General features: G+C 64.3%; 17 protein-coding genes. 6 read left to right on the top strand and 11 right to left on the bottom strand.

From position 1 onward, the window contains the following. The 11 genes from LHJ54_RS03815 to gluQRS all read right to left on the bottom strand — a co-directional run bounded on the left by LHJ54_RS03815 (window position 1) and on the right by gluQRS (window position 10694). On the bottom strand, window positions 1-1098 hold the full coding sequence (locus LHJ54_RS03815) for a bifunctional 2-polyprenyl-6-hydroxyphenol methylase/3-demethylubiquinol 3-O-methyltransferase UbiG (RefSeq protein ID WP_228242609.1): 1098 nt from the start codon (window positions 1096-1098) through the stop codon (window positions 1-3). Between the two features lie 23 nt (window positions 1099-1121). Then, the gene (locus LHJ54_RS03810; protein ID WP_228242608.1) at window positions 1122-2015 is read right to left on the bottom strand and encodes an HD domain-containing protein; all 894 of its coding nucleotides are present in this window, start codon (window positions 2013-2015) and stop codon (window positions 1122-1124) included. Further along, the gene (locus LHJ54_RS03805; RefSeq protein WP_228242607.1) at window positions 2015-3196 is read right to left on the bottom strand and encodes an inositol-3-phosphate synthase; all 1182 of its coding nucleotides are present in this window, start codon (window positions 3194-3196) and stop codon (window positions 2015-2017) included. The genes LHJ54_RS03810 and LHJ54_RS03805 overlap by 1 nt, the downstream gene beginning before the upstream one ends. Window positions 3197-3367: 171 nt before the next feature. Then, window positions 3368-4150 carry a Crp/Fnr family transcriptional regulator gene (locus LHJ54_RS03800; protein WP_228242606.1) on the bottom strand — a complete coding sequence of 261 codons (783 nt, stop codon included), beginning with the start codon at window positions 4148-4150 and terminating at the stop codon, window positions 3368-3370. Between the two features lie 252 nt (window positions 4151-4402). Further along, the gene (locus tag LHJ54_RS03795; RefSeq protein ID WP_228242605.1) at window positions 4403-5056 is read right to left on the bottom strand and encodes a hypothetical protein; all 654 of its coding nucleotides are present in this window, start codon (window positions 5054-5056) and stop codon (window positions 4403-4405) included. Between the two features lie 84 nt (window positions 5057-5140). Next, window positions 5141-7423 (bottom strand): NADP-dependent malic enzyme, encoded by a 2283-nt coding sequence (locus LHJ54_RS03790; protein ID WP_228242604.1) that lies wholly within the window; start codon window positions 7421-7423, stop codon window positions 5141-5143. A 151-nt stretch (window positions 7424-7574) separates the two neighbouring features. Next, on the bottom strand, window positions 7575-7967 hold the full coding sequence (locus LHJ54_RS03785; RefSeq protein WP_228242603.1) for a hypothetical protein: 393 nt from the start codon (window positions 7965-7967) through the stop codon (window positions 7575-7577). A 58-nt stretch (window positions 7968-8025) separates the two neighbouring features. Further along, complete coding sequence (locus tag LHJ54_RS03780) at window positions 8026-8895, bottom strand: 3-hydroxyacyl-CoA dehydrogenase family protein (protein WP_228242602.1); 870 nt, start codon at window positions 8893-8895, stop codon at window positions 8026-8028. 81 nt (window positions 8896-8976) lie between these two features. After that, window positions 8977-9552 (bottom strand): cob(I)yrinic acid a,c-diamide adenosyltransferase, encoded by a 576-nt coding sequence (locus LHJ54_RS03775; RefSeq protein WP_228242601.1) that lies wholly within the window; start codon window positions 9550-9552, stop codon window positions 8977-8979. 22 nt (window positions 9553-9574) lie between these two features. Continuing rightward, the gene (locus LHJ54_RS03770; RefSeq protein WP_228242600.1) at window positions 9575-9805 is read right to left on the bottom strand and encodes an HIG1 domain-containing protein; all 231 of its coding nucleotides are present in this window, start codon (window positions 9803-9805) and stop codon (window positions 9575-9577) included. Window positions 9806-9815: 10 nt separating this feature from the next. Next, window positions 9816-10694: a tRNA glutamyl-Q(34) synthetase GluQRS gene (gluQRS, locus tag LHJ54_RS03765; protein WP_228242599.1), complete on the bottom strand. Its 879-nt coding sequence runs from the start codon at window positions 10692-10694 to the stop codon at window positions 9816-9818. Window positions 10695-10755: 61 nt separating this feature from the next. On the opposite strand from gluQRS, the gene LHJ54_RS03760 reads away from it, so the two are divergent. From LHJ54_RS03760 to LHJ54_RS03735, 6 genes are all read left to right on the top strand, one after another. Beyond that, window positions 10756-11364, top strand: a complete 609-nt coding sequence (locus LHJ54_RS03760; protein WP_228242598.1) for an HNH endonuclease — start codon at window positions 10756-10758, stop codon at window positions 11362-11364. A 135-nt stretch (window positions 11365-11499) separates the two neighbouring features. Then, complete coding sequence (locus LHJ54_RS03755; RefSeq protein WP_228242597.1) at window positions 11500-12780, top strand: hypothetical protein; 1281 nt, start codon at window positions 11500-11502, stop codon at window positions 12778-12780. Between the two features lie 21 nt (window positions 12781-12801). Beyond that, window positions 12802-13386 carry a flagellar basal body-associated FliL family protein gene (locus LHJ54_RS03750; RefSeq protein WP_306437040.1) on the top strand — a complete coding sequence of 195 codons (585 nt, stop codon included), beginning with the start codon at window positions 12802-12804 and terminating at the stop codon, window positions 13384-13386. Between the two features lie 502 nt (window positions 13387-13888). Continuing rightward, window positions 13889-14359 (top strand): PEP-CTERM sorting domain-containing protein, encoded by a 471-nt coding sequence (locus LHJ54_RS03745; protein ID WP_228242595.1) that lies wholly within the window; start codon window positions 13889-13891, stop codon window positions 14357-14359. Between the two features lie 16 nt (window positions 14360-14375). After that, the gene (locus tag LHJ54_RS03740; RefSeq protein WP_228242594.1) at window positions 14376-16235 is read left to right on the top strand and encodes a toll/interleukin-1 receptor domain-containing protein; all 1860 of its coding nucleotides are present in this window, start codon (window positions 14376-14378) and stop codon (window positions 16233-16235) included. A gap of 44 nt (window positions 16236-16279) precedes the next feature. Further along, a complete protein-coding gene (locus tag LHJ54_RS03735; protein ID WP_228242593.1) occupies window positions 16280-17344 on the top strand; it encodes a PEPxxWA-CTERM sorting domain-containing protein in 1065 nt (354 codons plus the stop codon). The last annotated feature ends 2 nt before the right edge of the window (window positions 17345-17346 follow it).

Genomic DNA, 17346 nt, shown 5'->3' with positions numbered 1-17346 from the left:
TCACCATCTTTCCGGCAGATCGACCAGCCGCCGATCACGTTGCGGTGGGGTGGTTGCCGCAGGATTGGTCCACGTCGCCTCTCTCCCGTATTCAAGCTCGTAACGCGGTGACGGCCAGACCGGGCCACTGCGTGTAAGCAGCGGGTTTTCCCGCCACCCGGCGCCGGAACCGGGAACTGCGAGAGGACCATCGACGGCACGCGGTGTCCGCGCCGGTTCGACAATGCCCCACGCCTCGATGGCGGGATTGTCGCTCCATTCGACAGGAACCGGGGCACGTGCGTCCAGCAAGGCGGCGCGAAGGTCACGCTCGTCGTACACGGCCGCTTCGGCAAACAGGGCGGCCCATTCGCGGGCCCCGCGCGCGGGGCCAAGCGGGCCATCCTCGACAGCTGCATTGTGGAGATGGCCGATCGCCAGCAGGCCCCCAGGCTTGCGCGCGCCGCGCAGGCGGTCGGCGACGCGTTGCTGCCCGGGAAGGAAGTAGAAGGCATCCTGACAATGGACGAGGTCGAATCGCCGATCGCCAAGCGGCCAGTCATCCTTGGCATCGAACACTACATATTCCGCATCGGGCGCAACGAAGGTCTTGGCCAGCCAGCACTTGGAGAATACGATATCGCTGCTTGTGCAGGCCACACCCATCCGGCCCAGAGCACGCGCGAAGTGTCCGATGCCGCCCGCCAGTTCAAATGCGGTCGCAGGTTGTGTCCAGTGAGCGGCAAGCAACGCCAGCCCGGCCAGGTAGGTCGGGTCGGACCAGCGATGGGCGAAATAATCCGCGACCGGTCCGAACCTGAGCAGTGCCATTGCCTCTCGCAGGCTCACTTCATCGCGGCGCCTCACCAGTTCGCGCAACTCGTCGAGATCGGTTGCCGGGCCGGTCCACCAGGGATCCTGATCGGTCAGCAGCGCGACCAGCGCCGCCTCTTCATCTCCTGCATCGAGGCAGTCGAGAGCCAGAGCCACCAGCCCTTCGCTTTCGGTGCGAAGATAGGGTATGGCATCGACAACCGGCCAGCGTTCAGTCTGTCCATCGCTGAGCGAATGGGGCGTGTCGAAATCCAGCGCGCGTCCTGTTCGGGGTGATCGCCACATAGACGGCTGCTTCCCGGACCAGGTCATGGCAAACCTATTTCACGCAGCACGATGTCGTGAAACGGCTTGACCGGGCCGTCGTGCACAAGGCCGTATTGGTCGAGCACGACAGTCATCGTGACTGCAGAACGCTTGAGATGCTGCTCGATCTCGATCACGCGGTCGATGACGTCGCCGGCATGGAACGCACGGGCCGCGGCGGTGCTGTCCGCCGCGATCTCCGCCAGATGTTCGCGGCAGATGTCGGCGCGGCCTTCGTCCAGTTGCGCGAGCGCCAAGGCACGCGCGCGTTCGATCACCTGGTCGAGCCTGTCCTGCAGCAGTACCTCGCCGGCATAACCTGCATCGGGCATGGCACTGCTGTGCAGGTGGTGGATCATCCCGTGCCAGAAGGCATGTGCGGGATCGGCGGCATAGAAAGGCGCCAGCAGGCCGGCGTAGAGAGCGACGACGAAACTGTGTTCGGCGTGATTTTCTTCCGGTTGCAGCATGATCCGCGGCCTGCCGGGCCCGGTCACTCCGGCTCGCGGCTGATCGCGCAAGGCGGCGATGGGGTGGGGAAGCGCGCCTGCCGCATCAAGCGGTTCAGCCAACGCATCTTTAAGCGTGAGGACGAGGTCTGCATCCAGCGGTCCGGCGATCGCGTCGATCGCCCGTTGGAGCACAGCGATCCGATCTCCGCCCGCCAGCCCCAACTCGCCCAGCTTTACATAATCGAGATCGCCCAGCCGCGCCGCAGCCAGACCCTGCGCCAGCGCACGCGCGGCGATCGAGTCCAACGACCCTCCTGCCAACCAGGCGCTCCAGCCTGCTTCGAACAGGCGTGTCGCCACTGTTCCGTCACGTCCGGCCGAGCGGATCCGTTTCAGGTCGCCAAGTTCGCGAAGCAAGGGGAGCAGTTCGGGCGCGAGCGTCATTAGCCCGCTCCATTCTCCAGCCAGTGATGCAGCATCGCCTGCTGCTGCGCGAAACCGTGGACCGGCGCTGCCCCGTCAGCGGTCTGCGGGAGCTTGAAAAACAGGCTCAGTTCCTCGCGAACACCGCCTTGGCCGCGTTGCGCCGCCAAGTCGAGGCAGCGGGCAATCTCGATCGCGAGGGGCGCGGCCAGGATCGAGTCCTTGCACAGGAAATTGAGCTTGAGCTGCATCTTCTGCCCTAGAAAGCCGGTCAGGTCGATGTTGTCCCACGCTTCCTTGTCGTCGCCACGAGGCCGGTAGTAATGGATCATGATGATATGATCTTCGACCTTGTAGCCAAGAATATCGTCCAGCACGCTTCCCTTGGTGCCAAGCTTGGAGGCGAGCGATGCGGGATCGTCGAGGGCAAGACCATCCGAGTTGCCCAGTATGTTGGTTGAAAACCAGCCGTCGACATGCAGCGCCCGGTCTTTCAGCGCGGGAGCGATCACTGTCTTGAGGAATGTCTGTCCGGTCTTTCCGTCCTTGCCCGCCACGGGTACACCGCGTTCCTGCGCCAACTGGGCCAGCGGCGCGACATCGGCGGCCATTGACGGCGTGAAATTAGCATAAGGCGTACCCGCGTCTATCGCGGCATAGGCGTACAGCATCGCCGGGCTGATCGCGGGATCGTCAGCGTCAAGCCCGCGCTCGAAAGCGTCGCGCGAGCCAAGGCTTTCGGCCCCCACCTCAGGCATCTTCTCGGTCGAAGCCAGGTTGACAACGACCATCCGGTCGAGCCCGCGATCGCGCTTGAAACTTGCAAGATCGTTCTGGATCTGGCGCACCGCTCCCCGATGGCCGTCGGCTATGCGATTGTCCCCGTCGATATTGGCGCAGTGCGCCCTGCTGCCCACCGCCGGCCATGCGCGCATGTCGCGCAGCGCGCCCGCGCCATTGTCCAGATCGCGTTCCGACAGCACTCCGTGTTTCAAGGCGCAGGCGCCAAGATCACTCTCCGCCAGGTCCCAGCCGGCGAATTCCAGATCGCGATAAGCCGCCATGCCGGCGACATCGCGGTCGGCAAGAGGAAGTCCTGCATAGCTGTTCGAGCCCGACTTGATCATCTCGATCCCGGCCACCGCAGTGGTCGCCACCGCCCCGCCAAGGCCCACCACCGCAACCCCAATCCTGTCCGACATGTACGCCCCCTCCGTTCAGCCGGGCATGAAAGCGCATCGGCATGCACGCATGACGGTCCGATCGGATGATGGTGCCGGAATCTCACCAGATAACGCAAAAAGATTCAGCAAAAAGTAACCTATGTCCCCTCACCTTGAAGAGAGAGTAACCTATGTCACTTTGCAGCAAGGTTATCTGTCGGGAAGCCAGTCGGTTGCAACGTGGGATTCGCGGTCTTTGTACCCCACCTTGGTGGTCAGCGCGGCGACATCGACGATCCGGATCACCTTGCCCTCGCGCTCGATCAGGCCATCCCCTTCCAGCGCGCGCAGCGTACGCCCGACATGAGTTTTGGTGAGCCCGATGGCATCGCCAAGATCCTGCAGTGTCAGGGGCAACTCAAAGCTTGAGCCGGAAGGACCGTCCACAATTGCCAGTTGCGTGCGAATTTGCAGCAGAAGCGTTCCGATGCGCGTGATTGCGTCCGTTCGCCCTACCGATGTCAAGCGATCCGACAGCGCGACCTGCTCTGCCGCGCTGACTGCAAACAACAAGGCGCCGAGACGAGGATGTTCGCGGAACAGCCGGCCCAAGGCTTCGCGGGGTACTTCATACAGGGTGCAATCACTGACTGCGGTCAGTGTCGCAGCGGTGAACCCCCAGGCGATCGAGAACGTGGCGGTGAGATCCCCTACAAAATAGAAGCGCAGGATCTGGCGCCCGTTATCGGGTAAACGCACGGATCCGTGAAGCCATCCCGACGCAACGACATGCAGGCAATCGCTGGCCTGCCCTTCCTCAACCACGACCGATCCGGCACGATAGTGTTTCTCGCGCCGTTCGAGCCAGCGCAGGGCGTCGCGTTCTGCGTAGGTGAGCGGAAGGTGGTACCCCAGCTTGTGTTCGAGCGCACCTCGCGCAGTGGAGTCCCGCGCGAGTAGAGGCCTGCTGGCCGAGGACGTCACAGGTGGCATGTTGGAACCTGCATCTTCTTCACCAAGGGGCAAATGCACGGCTCAGAAGAAAGCTCCTGATCGAGGCTTGGACGAAGTGACCAGCCAGCTCTTGCAATCTGGTATCCAAAGGGGGACGCTCCGCGGATTTGCCAGAGCGCGGCGGCCTCAAGGATACGGTGCCGCTAGGTTGCGAAGCTGGGCGCGACCGCCTCGCTTGACGCCGCCGACCTCAGCGAGCGATCCAGCGACCCAGCCGCGGAGCCGATGCTGTCAATCCCAACCCCACGGAGCGGGCGGCGGCGCCACGGGAGCGGCAAGATCGAACTCCACTCGGAACAGCCGGTTGGCCCGGCTTAGCTGGTAGGCGAATTGCGGGTTCGGGTTTCCTGCAGGGTCGACCTCTACGCGCCACACATTCGTCACCGATGCTGCAAGTCCGTTGGCTTCGAACATGGCGATACTGTAGGCATCGACAGGAAAATCCTGAGCTCGGTCCGTGCCTTGGCTGGCGGTATCGCCGCCATACATGGTCACTGCATCCGGTGAGCCATCCTCGTGCCGGTGGTCGTGCTTGAGACGCAAGCCCGACCCTGACAGGGCAGCGGTGCGCGTGATCAGCCAGGTGCGCGAGCGGTCCCAGCTGCCATCAGCGTTCTGGATGTGGAAGGGAACCGCAATACGCGTGTCACTGCAATCGCGCACGTGCATCACCATCGGCCTTCCCTGCATGTCAGAATCTGCGGGATCGTTCGAAACCAGCTTGCCCGCGTAGGCTTTGCCGCAGTGGCTGGAGAGGGCCGCGAAGAAGTTGTCTTGCGGACCGCTGCGCGGCCCGGTCGGCTGCGGCGCAGTGACACATGCTGCCAACAGAAGGCAGGCTGAGGTCGCGGCGAAGCGCGCGACAGGTTTGAGTGACTTGATCATACCCAAGTTTGCAGGAAATACGCAGCGGGCGCCAGCAAAAGCGCGGGCCGGTGGAAACCCGGTTTCGCTAGAAGCTGCTGGCATTCATCCCACAACCCCCGCGCTGGCCAGGACGGCAAGGGTCAGCACTTCCGGCGCGGTCGCAGTCATCGGCGCAATCTGCACCGGCTTCGCCATCCCGACCAGCATGGGCCCGATGGTCGCGTTGCCCGCCAGCTCGCGCAGCAGCTTGGCTGACAGATTGGCCGATTGCAGCCCCGGCATCACCAGAACATTGGCGGGAGCTGACAGGCGGCTGAAGGGATAAAGCGCCATGACCTTGGGGTTCAGCGCGGCGTCGGGCGCCATTTCGCCTTCGTATTCGAATTCGACCCCTGCCCGGTCGAGCAGCGCGACCGCTTCGCGGATGTTCTCCAGCCACTTGCCCGGAGGGTTGCCAAAGGTGGAGTAAGACAGAAAGGCGACCCGCGGCTCGTGGCCCAGACGCCGTGCGACCGCGGCAGTTTCGACCGCGATGTGCGCCAGTTCCGCGGCGCTGGGCCGCTCGTTGATAGTGGTGTCCGCGAGGAAAGTTGTATGGCTCTTGCCGATCAGGAGGTGGATGCCGAAAGGAACTTCGCCGTCCTTGCGATCGATCACATGGCCGATTTCCCTAGCGGTCTGGGCAAATGGACGGGTCAGGCCGGTGATCAAGGCGTCCCCATGCCCCAGGGCGACCAGCAGCGCGGCAAACACGTTGCGTTCCTGGTTGACCATGCGCCGCACGTCGCGTTCGGTGAAGCCGCGCCGCTGCAGTCGGCGGTAGAGGTAATCCGCCATTTCCGGCACATGCACGCTGTCGGCGGAGTTCTGGATTTCGAAGGCGTGTGGATCGTTCACCGCCAGTTCCCTCAGCTTGTCCAAAACCGCTTGGGTGCGGCCGACCAGCACGGGCGTGCCGTAGCCGTAATCGCGAAACTGGATTGCCGCGCGCAGGACGACATCCTCTTCCGCTTCGGCAAAGACGACCCGCTTGGGACTGGCCTTCGCCTGTTCATACACGCCGGCAAGAATGGCGGTGGTGGGGTTGAGCCGGCTGCGCAGGGACAGACGGTATTCGTCGAAATCGGCAATGCTATCTTGCGCCACGCCGCTGTCCATCGCCGCCCTGGCGACGGCTGCGGAGACACGTTCCATCAGCCGCGGATCGAACGGAGCGGGGATGATGTAGTCGCGGCCGAACTGATGCTGCTGCCCATAGGCGGCGGCGACCTCTTCCGGCACCGGTTCCCGCGCCAGTTCCGCAAGCGCGTGGGCAGCGGCAATCTTCATTTCCTCGTTGATGGCGGTCGCCCGCACGTCCAGCGCGCCGCGGAAGATGAACGGAAACCCGAGGACGTTGTTCACCTGATTGGGGTAATCGGACCGGCCGGTCGCGATGATCGCGTCGGGTCGCACTCTTTTCGCCTCATCCGGCATGATTTCCGGGACGGGATTCGCCATGGCGAAGATGATCGGCTGATCCGCCATGCGCGCCACCCATTCAGGACGCAGCGCGCCTGCTGCCGACAGGCCAAGGAAGATGTCGGCACCCACCAGCGCCTCTTCCAGCGATCTTGCAGTGGTTGGCACCGCATGGGCGCTCTTCCACTGATCCACATCCGGCCTTCCGGGATAAATTGGCCCCTGCCGGTCGCACACGGTGACGTTTTCGTGCGGAACGCCCAATGCCTTGATGAGCGCTGTGCAGGCGAGCGCGCTGGCCCCCGCTCCGTTCACGACCATGCGCACCCTTTTCAGGTCACGTCCGGTAAGGTGGCATGCGTTGATGAGTCCTGCCGCCGCGATGATCGCCGTGCCGTGCTGATCGTCGTGCATGACCGGAATGTTCATCCGTTCGCGCAAGGCCTGTTCGATGATGAAGCATTCGGGCGCGGCGATGTCTTCCAGATTGATGCCGCCAAAGCTCGGCTCCATCAGTGCCACCGCTTCGATGAAGCGGTCCGGGTCTTCGGTGGCAAGTTCGATGTCGATCGAGTCCACGTCGGCGAACCGCTTGAACAGCACCGCCTTGCCTTCCATCACCGGCTTCGACGCGAGAGCCCCCAGATTGCCCAGCCCCAGGATCGCGGTGCCATTGGAAATGACCGCGACAAGGTTCGAGCGGGCGGTGTATCGCGCGGCCAGCGCCGGATCGGCCGCAATCGCTTCCACCGGTGCGGCGACGCCGGGGGAGTAAGCCAGGCTGAGATCGCGCTGCGTGGCGACCGGCTTGGAAGGCACGATCTCGATCTTACCGGGCCGGCCCGCCTCGTGATACAACAGCGCCTCGCGGGCGGTGAAGCTGTCGGGGCGGTCTTCGGAGCTGCTGTGTTCGCTATCTGGCATAGGCAGCCCTTACCCAACAGCAGCCACAAACGGTAGGGGCCGCGCCACGATCAGGCAGCCAAACCAGACGCCCCCCCCGTTAAGACCCGTCATGTTTCAGCTATCGGCCAGCTATCGGTGTCCGGTTCACGCCCCTTAATCCAAGGGTCGCTTAAAGCGGCCGGTAGTCAGACTCCGGCACTTCTTCCCCGTCACCGGTCAGGTCAGGGTCGATCTTGTTCGCGCTCCCGTACTTGTCTTCATCGTCGTCCATGTTCGGCTCGCCGGCGTAGGCACCCATGTCGATCCGGCCGGAACTTTCCATGTCGCGCATATGGTCGACCAGATCCTGCGTCGAATCGTCCATCAAACCGGAACTGTTGCGGCTTTTGGTGCTGTCGAGCGGGCTGTGCGTATCAGGAGTGCGCTGCAGAGCCTCCTGCGCAACGTACTGCGCTTGAGACCGGTGATCGTCCTGCTCGTCATTGTGGGTTTCCGGTGCGAGGTCCGCCAGTCGCTGTTCCTGACTGTCGCCGGTATTGCTCGCCCGCCTGTCGTCCGTCATCGCAAATCTCCTTTGCTGCGAACAACGGGCCGCCTGGCTCGCCCGTTCCCGCGCCCGTTCAGCGCGTGGGCACTTTCCCGCCATCGGCATAATCGTAGAAGCCGCGCCCGGTCTTGCGACCCAGCCAGCCGGCTTCGACATACTTCACCAGCAAGGGCGCCGGCCGGTACTTTGCATCACCCGTCGTGTCCTGCAGCACCCGCACGATGTCGAGCACGGTGTCCAGCCCCACAAAATCGGCAAGTTCGAGCGGACCCATCGGGTGGTTGAGGCCGATCCGGCAGCCGGTGTCGATATCCGCAATGCTGGCGGTACCCTGCCCCAGTACGAAGATAGCTTCATTCAGCATGGGGATGAGGATGCGGTTGACCACGAAACCAGGTTCGTCCTGCACCTCCACCACCTGCTTGCCGAGCGCTTCGGCAAACGCGCGGGTACGGGCAGTTGTCTCGGCGCTGGTGGCCAGCCCCGGGATGACTTCGATCAGTCCCATGACCGGCACCGGATTGAAGAAATGCAGACCGATGAACCGCGCCGGATCGGGCGACCAGTTGGCCATCCGGGTGATCGGAATGGAGCTGGTATTGCTGGCCATGATCGCATCGGTGTGCAGCACTTCGCCGGCGCGTCGGAAAATGGCCCGCTTCACTTCCTCCTTCTCCGTCGCCGCCTCGATGACGAGGCCCGCATCCGCCATCGGCGCGTAATCGCCGATGGGTGTGATGCGGGCGATCGCGGCGTCGGCTGCCTCGGCTTCAAGCTTGCCGCGGTCGACCAGCTTGCCGAAAGCCGCTGCGATGCCGTCACGCGAGCGCTGTGCCGTGGCAAGATCAACATCGGCCAGCAGAACGTTCATGCCGTGCTGGGCAACGGTCTGCGCAATTCCCGACCCCATCTGTCCGGCACCGATGATTGCGACAGTTTCCATGGTTCATCCCCTTCGCATGTGCAGCATGTGGCGGCGGTAGCGAAGAGCGGAGCGTCTGGCCAGTGCGGCAGCCGGAGCGGCCTAGCGATTGCCTCCCGGCACCCAGGTCACGTCATCGGCGCCGTTACCGTTCACTGATCTTGCCGCAGTAAACAGCCAGTCGGACAGCCGGTTGATATAAGCCAGCGCGGCGGGATTTACCTGCTCCTGCCGGGAGAGCGCCACCATTGCCCTTTCTGCGGCCCGTACGCTGGCGCGGGCGACATGCAGGCGGGCAGCGGTCTCCGAACCTCCGGGCAGAACGAAGGAGGTCAGCGGGCGCAAGCGGTCATTGAAGGTGTCGATCCCCTCTTCCAGCCAGTCTGTCTGCGCGGGGACGATGCGGAGCACCATGTCCGAAGGACTAAAGTCGTCTTCCTGCGCCGCGGGCGTGGCAAGGTCCGCGCCCAGGTCGAACATGTCGTTCTGTATGCGGGCGAGTTGTTGCCGGAGTTCCTCCGGCGCAGCCACCGCGGCCATGCCAATGGCGCTGTTCGCCTCGTCAACCCGGCCGATGGCAGAAACCCGGTTGCCGTCCTTGCTGACGCGGGATCCGTCGACCAGCCCTGTTGAACCATCATCGCCCGTGCGCGTGTATATCTTGTTGAGCTTGACCATGTCAGGCGCGCTCCTGCGGGCGCTACTGCGCGACGGCGAGGATGATCGCGACCACCACGATGGCGAGCGCCTGATACTTGATGCGGTTGAACATCATCTTGTTCTGAAGAAGCTGCATATCGGTCGCATTCTCCCCCTTCCCGGTCTGCAGATCAATTTTGGTGCTCTTCATGAACGCCACGATCCCGCGGACGAGAGATATGACCACCAGCACGAGGAGGATGACGAGCACCGGGACAAGGATGTAGTTCATGTCAGGATATCTAGGATGATTGCAGCGATATACCAGCAGGAAACGCGTGCCTGCGCAGCGCCTCAGCGAGGCTGGCACCATCCTCGCCTGCTTCGCGCCGGTCGGCCAGCGCGGGAGAGCCCCGGCGCTTGGCAAGCTTGTCTCCGCACTCGTCCACCAGCAGCGGATGATGGTGCCAGCGCGGCACCGGCAATTCGAGCAGCGCCTGAAGCAGGCGGTGAACATGCATCGCGGCAAACAGATCGCGCCCCCGCGTTACCAGCGTGACTCCGTCGGTGGCATCGTCCAGAGTCACTGCCAGGTGATAGGACGCAGGCGCATCCTTGCGCATCAGCACCACGTCGCCAAGAAGATCCGGCCGCGCCTGCTGAACCCCGGCGATGGCGTCTTCCCACAACAGCGGCCCTGTACGGGCCAGTGCCTCTCCGGTGTCCAGCCGCCATTGCACCCCTGCCCCCGACGCGTAGCCTGGCGGCGACCGGCGGCAGGTGCCGGGGTAAATGGAACCCATCGGCCCCTTGTGCTGTTCGGCGGCGGAAAGCTGGGCGCGGGTGCACGTGCACGGATACAGCAGGCCCATTGCCCGCAACCGGTCCGCCGCCGCGTCGTAACTGGCGAGCCGGGCGGATTGCGGCGCCACCTCTTTCCAGGCCAGGCCCAGCCATCCCAGATCGGCCCTGAACTCATCGACCAGCTCCGGGCGGGATCGCGCCCCGTCGATGTCCTCCACCCGCAGCAGAAAGCGGCCGCCAGACTGAACGGCCAGATCATGCGCGACGATGGCGGAATAGGCATGCCCCAGATGCAGCATCCCGTTGGGACTTGGCGCAAACCGGGTCACGACGCCCGGACGCGCGCCGAACTGGGGTGTGGATGACGGGACTGTCACAGGCTTGACGCTCTTTGCTGCAAATGCTTGGTTCACCTTACTTCGAGGAGAACGGCAGGCAATGTACCAAGCCGAACTGATCGAGCGGGCGGCGCGCTTTCGCAGCGCGGGCGACGATCCCACGCGCAACCTGTCTGCCTGCCCCACGCTTGTGCTGAACGCGGACTACACCCCCCTCTCTTACTACCCGCTCAGCGTATGGCCCTGGCAGACCGCGATCAAGGCGGTGTTCCTCGACCGGGTGGACATCATCGAAAGCTATGACCGGGCGGTGCATTCACCTTCACTGGACATGAAGGTGCCGAGCGTCATCGCCCTGAAGCAATATGTAAGGCCGTCGCAATTTCCCGCGTTCACCCGCTTCAACGTGTTCCTGCGCGACCGCTTCACCTGCCAGTATTGCGGCAGCGGCCATAATCTCACCTTCGACCATGTCGTGCCGCGCCGGCTGGGTGGCCGGACAACCTGGGAAAACATCGTCGCTGCCTGCGCCCCCTGCAACATGAGGAAGGGTGGACGCACACCGCAACAGGCCAAGATGATCCCCGCGCTGCAACCCATCCGTCCCACCAGCTGGCAGCTGCAGCAGCACGGGCGATGCTATCCACCAAACTTCCTGCACGAAACGTGGCGCGACTGGCTTTACTGGGACATCGAGCTGGAAGAGTAGGCGCCGGCATGTAGCGCAGCGGCAAACCGTTGCGGGTGGCGGCAGATTTTTGCCGCCTTCAGTTGCCCGTGACACCGCAGTTTTTCTCCAGTTGCCGCCCGGCGCGTTGGTCGAAGCGCCGGTTCCGCCGACCAGATGGCACAACCGTTGCTGACGGTTTCGCAGATGCATCCGGTCACGCTCTTGAACACGCCTCCGATCACCGATCGCCCCCCTGCGATTGCAGGCGGTCTGTCAGCTCGGGTGCTCGCAGGAGAGATAGCAACCGGCGGGGTTGCCGACTTCGGCGCACTCCTGGAAGGAGAGCAGGCGGACCCGGTCGGTGAGCCACTTGCAGATTTGGCGGTGATGCCGTTCGACCTGGCCCTTCCCGACGGCCCGGTGCAAGCTGAACTACCGGTGGCGAAGCAGGGCATCGCCCCTGCTGCATCGTCGATTACGATCAGCCTGTCATCATCGGCGGGCAGGGCAGCACCGGTAAGCGCGCGGGCAGCCGGATTGGCGACAGGCCAACCCGTGACCCCGCCTGCCCGCTTGCCCGAACCTGCGCCGCCCGTCCGCGAGTTGGCGGCCGCCGCGCGCGCCGACGCGGTCACGCTAGCCCTGCCAGCACAAGCCCCGCCACCCGGTCCGGTCCCATCGCAGACACCGGGCGCTCCTGCCGAAGCCTCTCCACCCCCTGTTGGAACAGGTTTTCACGCGCAGGCCGTCGGCGGGCCAGCGGTCTTCGCCCTGCCCGCGGAGGGTGCCCGGCCGTCTTCAGGTGCTGGCGGGCGATCTGTCACTCTGGCCCTGCCATCTGGTGAGGCGCAGCTGGCGGGCGAGCCTGATGCGGAAAGTGAACCCGTCCTGCAGCAGGGCAGTCCGGCTGCATCGATGGTCAGGGCAGCGAGCGCGGGCGACACCGCAGCCGCCCTTCCGGTGCCCGCCTCCCCGGTCAGGCAGATCGACCTCGCCAGCGCTGTCGCGGTTGCCACTGCCTTGTCACCCACCGCCGCCACGCAGCCGGAACATGTTCGCGTCACCATTACGCACCAGCAATTCGGCGCGGTGAACCTGCGGCTGGAGGCTGCGACGGATGCTGGTGTCGCCGTGACCCTGAGCGCGAGTGATCCCGACTTCCTGCCGGCGGTGCACGCCGCGCTGATCGAACGAGCGGAAGGGGGCCGGACCTCCGCCGACCGGCAGTCGGCTCACGACCAGCAGGCCGGCAAGAACCCGGGCGCCGGGCCGCCGGCGCAAGGCGATGGATTGCTCCAGAAGGACGCCTCCCACAGCGGGGCTGGCGCGCCTCCGTCGCAGCGGCGGACACTGCGGCATCATGACCCGGATGTGCCGGAACGGTGGCACCCGGCTCCCACCGCCGCCGGCCGGGCCCTGGAACCTGGCACCAGACACGGACAGCGCTTCGCCTGACGCAAGCCGAAGGAGATGGCAATGAACCAAGCAAACGACCAGAAGCCCGCGCCCGCCCGCGGCAAGCTGAAGCTGATCCTGGGTGCGCTCCTGCTCCTGGGAGCGGGCGCGGGGGGCGCGTATGCCGCACTCGCCGCTGGCTGGCTTGGCTCGGCCGCCCGCTCCTCTGACCTGCCTGACCATCCCGGTCTGATCCGCAAGGGCGAAACGGATCCGTTCGCGCATCTTCTGCCGGCAGCCAAAGACGCGGGTGCGGCAGAACTGGTGGATGGCGAAGGTGGCAGTCCCTACCGGACCAGCTACTTTCGCTTCGACGACAGCTTCACTTCCAATCTGCGCGGGTCGCCGGCGCTGATACAGGTCAACCTTGCCGCGTCCACGCGGCGCGACGCGCGCGTGCTGCAATGGCTGGCCAAGCACCAGCTGGCGCTGCGTTCTGCCGTGCTGGTCGAGCTGGCCGATACGACCGAGACGCAGGCGACCAGCATGAACGGCAAGGCTGCACTTCAGAAAAGGCTCACTGCCGCGATCAACGCGGTGCTGACCGAGGCGGAGGGTTTCGGCGGGGTCGATCAGGTTTTCTTCGAAGGGTACCTGGTGCAATAACGTGCCACCACCAGGCTGCGAACCTGGTTGGTCGAGAAGGGCTGGCCGCTGAGACGCCCGGGGCGGCCTTATCGGCGCAGATGGGCCTACATACGCCAACCTTCCTCTGAGCAAAGCGCGGCGGTGCGCCGGCAGCCTGTCGGCAACGGCTGTCGCACTCAAACCGGGAAATAACAGCATGATGCGCGCCACCGCTTCCGCCGGATGACGTATGTTCGCATCATGATGGCACATAAGTCTTGCCGATAGCCGAAACACAATTTCACTAATCGACAATGATGCCACAAAGCTGATGATGGTCTGTCATATATCATCATGTGAAAGGCGAGGGTGCGTTGAAAGCAACAAGAATGTCGCTTTTCATTCATCTTGATATAGTGTATGCAATTAACATAATTTTAAGCATTTATTGGTCGCCCTCTATCTAACTCGATATGCTCTGATGAGCAGGGGGATCTCTATGTCTCTGAAAAACCATCTGTTTTCTTTAGCTTTGCTCAGCGTGGCAGCCTTTCCGGTTCCGGCCAGTGCAGCACAGCTCCTGTTCGCTCTCGATGGCGATCAGACCATCCGCTTCACCGTCGATGCGAGCCCTGTGCCCGACAGCGTAGAGGTGGATGGGTTTATCGTTGCGAACCTTGTCGTCAGCATCGACGGGCTGGACGCCCTGCGGGATGTGGGTTTCGTGCGGCAATTGAATGGCGGTGGCCTGATTATCCTCGGCACGACAATCGACCTTACCGGCCCGCAGCTGTTCAGCGGTACTCTGGCCCAGCCGACGCTGCTCGCGGGGAATTACCAGCTGGCCGCGCTGCGCGATCCGAATGTCACTTACCGGCTGAGCGTCACACCCGCTGGCGCCGTTCCCGAACCCGGAACGTGGATACTGCTTCTGACCGGCTTCGGTCTGGCCGCGGCAGGGCTGCGGGCACGGCGGCGCCAAATCGCCTCGCCGATCCCCGCTCCTACCTAGACGCACGGGATTTCCCGTGGCCGAGGGTTACAGCGCCTTTATCAGCTACAGCCACGCCGATACCGATGTCGCGCGGTGGCTGCATCGCGCTATCGAAGGCTACCGCTTTCCATCGGCACTGCTGGGCGCGGACAGCCGTTTCGGGGCGGTGCCCAGACGCCTGCCCCCGGTGTTTCGCGACCGCGAGGAGCTTCCGGCAAGCGGTGATCTTGGCGCGGAATTGCGGGCGGCGCTGTCGGCCTCGCGCTTCCAGATCGTGATCTGCAGCCCCCACGCGGCGCGCTCCCGCTGGGTGAACGAGGAAATTCGTTCGTTTAAGCAGGAACATGGGGAACACCGCACTCTGGCGCTGATCGCCGCGGGCGAGCCGTATTCGGGTGGTGAGACGGAGTGCTTTCCCGACGCGCTGCGCTATCGGCTTCTGCCCGGCGGGGCGTTGTCTGACATTCCGGCAGAGCCGATTGCGGCCGACATCCGGCCCGGCAAGGATGGCCGCCGCCTTGCCCTGCTCAAGCTGCTCGCAGGGCTGTCGGGACTGCCTCTGGATGCGCTGGCCCGGAGGGATCATGCCCGGCGACAACGGCGGATGATGGCCGTCACTGCGGCGTCCAGCACGATCGCGCTCGTCACAATAGGTCTGGCGATTTATGCGGAAGGGCAGCGCCGCGTCGCCGTTGAACAACGCGATCTGGCGGAAAGCAGCCTGGATTTCCTGGTCAGAACCTTTGAAATCGCCAATCCGGCGACCGAAAACCCCCGCACCATCACCGCCCTCACCATTCTCGACCGGGCGAGCAGCACGGCCGGCGCAGAATTTACCGACAGGCCCGCCGTTGCAGCCCGGCTGTTGCGCGCGACCGGCGACATCTATTTCAATCTTGGCCTGCTGGAGGAGGCCGAACGCGATCTAGGCCATGCATTGCGGCTCGAGCCGGGTGAGGGCCAAGGCCGCGCCGAAACCCTGCTGAAGATGGCGTCCGTGGCCATGCAGCACGGCGACGCCGGGCGGATGGCAGCGCTGGTGGCGGCCGCGCAGCGCGCGGGCGGCAGCGATCCCGCGCCTGCAATTCTGGCGGACATCGCTCAGCAGCGGGCTGCCCTCGCCGCGCTGCAGGCCGACTACCAAACGGCCGCAAGCGGCTTTGCCGAGGCTGCGCGCGCATTCCAGCACTTGCCGGGGGACAGGACCGCCGAAGTCGCGACGAACCTGATGCGAACGGCCTTTGCCCTTGTGCAACTGCGGCAATATGGCCGTGCCGACGCCTTGTTCACCGAGGCTGCGGAACTGCTCAAGTCGCGCTATGGTCTCAACCACGTCAAGACCGCGCAGGCACTGCAGAACCAGGCATTCGCCAGCCTCACCGCCGGCTCGCCCGACGCCGCCGCGGCAAAGATCGCTGCGGCGCTGCGCATCTATCAGCGTGTACTGGAACCCGGACATCCCACGATTGCGCAGGCAGAGCTGCTGATGGGGCGCATCCTTGCGGCGCAGAACAATCATGCGGCGGCGCGCCAACGCCTCGCCGCGGCCCGGCAGCTCTATGCCGCGCTGTACGGGCAGGACAATCCTGCCGTCGCCGATGTGGATTTCTACGCTGCCGAGATGGAGGCGGGCGCCGGACGCACCGCAGAGGCACTGCGCCTCGCCGGCAATGTGAAGCGGATCTACGACGCCGCATATGGTGCCGACGATCCCGATCAGGCGGAACTGCTTCTGCTGAGAGCGCGCATTTACCGGCAGGCTGGGGCCGACACGAATGCGGCCGCCACTTGCCGCGACGCTCTGGCGCTGCAGCGCCGGATCGCCCTTGCCGACGACGTGCTGCGCGAAACCGACGTGTTCTGCCAGCAACTGGAACAGCGCCGCCGGGCATGAACTGCGCCGAGCGGGTGTGGTTGAAACAAGAGAAAGGATCGAACATGCGTCCTCTAGATCTTTCCGCAGCTCTTCTGCCGATCGTGCTCGCCACGGCCCTGTCCGCTCCCGCCGCTGCGCAGGTGACGGAGAGCTCGACGATCCAGAACAGCTGGAGCTTCTCGGTTGGCGGTCAGTCCGGATCGGGATCGAACGCGGGCGGCGTGCAGGACATCTTTCGCAGCGTGAATAGCGGCACGGGCGTCTCCGAAATGGGCCTGTCGCTCACCGGGACGCTCAGCAACGGCAACTTTTTCTTTCTGCACAACGGGACGTGCGTGGGCGATTGCACCCTGACGCTGACCACCAACATCACTTTCACGCTGGAAAATCTGGGCACGTCGCCGGTCAATCTGCGGTTCGATTCGCAGATCACCCCCGGCCATCTGGCCAATTCATTTCTGCAGCCCCTGAACAATGCGAGGGCGCTGTTCAATTTCGAGGTGGCGCAGGACCCCGGTCTGCGCCAAGGGATCCTGTACACTGCAGCGGGGACGGCCACCACTGCGCCGCCAATAGTGGCGACCAGCGACGGGCAGGCGTTCAACGGCTTCAACGTCCAGAACAACGCGCCCGACTGGACAGTGGCGGACTGGAGCGCCACCAATCTCAGCGTATTGCTGGCACCGCTGGGCGCGGGCGAACGGACCAACCTTTATTACCGCTCGACCCTGACGATCACTACCACCCAGACCGATTGCGCCGATCCGACCCTGTGCCAGAGCTTCCAGGTGGCGTTCGGCGACCCGCGCAATCAGGGTGCCATCCTGAGCGCCCGGTCCGCTTTCGCGCCTTCCTCGCTGATGGCCTTCGCAGTTGATGATCTGAACCCGGCGGTCGGAGCGATCTACGATCCCTTCCGCGTGTCTTATCGGTTTGTGCCGGTCGGCAGCCCGCCGCAAGCGCCTCCGCAGACTTTCGGGCCGATCAGCTATGACGTCAATTATCGGGGACAGACCGGGGCAGTGCCTGAACCGGCGACCTGGGCGCTGATGCTGCTCGGCTTTGGCGCCGTGGCTGCCTTCATGCGCCGCAGAGGCAGTATCGCCAGCGTGCCGCCAGCTCTCTGAGC

The organism is Porphyrobacter sp. GA68, from assembly GCF_022605525.1.
Taxonomy (GTDB): Bacteria; Pseudomonadota; Alphaproteobacteria; order Sphingomonadales; family Sphingomonadaceae; genus Qipengyuania_B.
The sequence above is the reverse complement of the archived record's forward strand: the minus strand, read 5'-3'. Positions and strand labels throughout refer to the sequence as shown.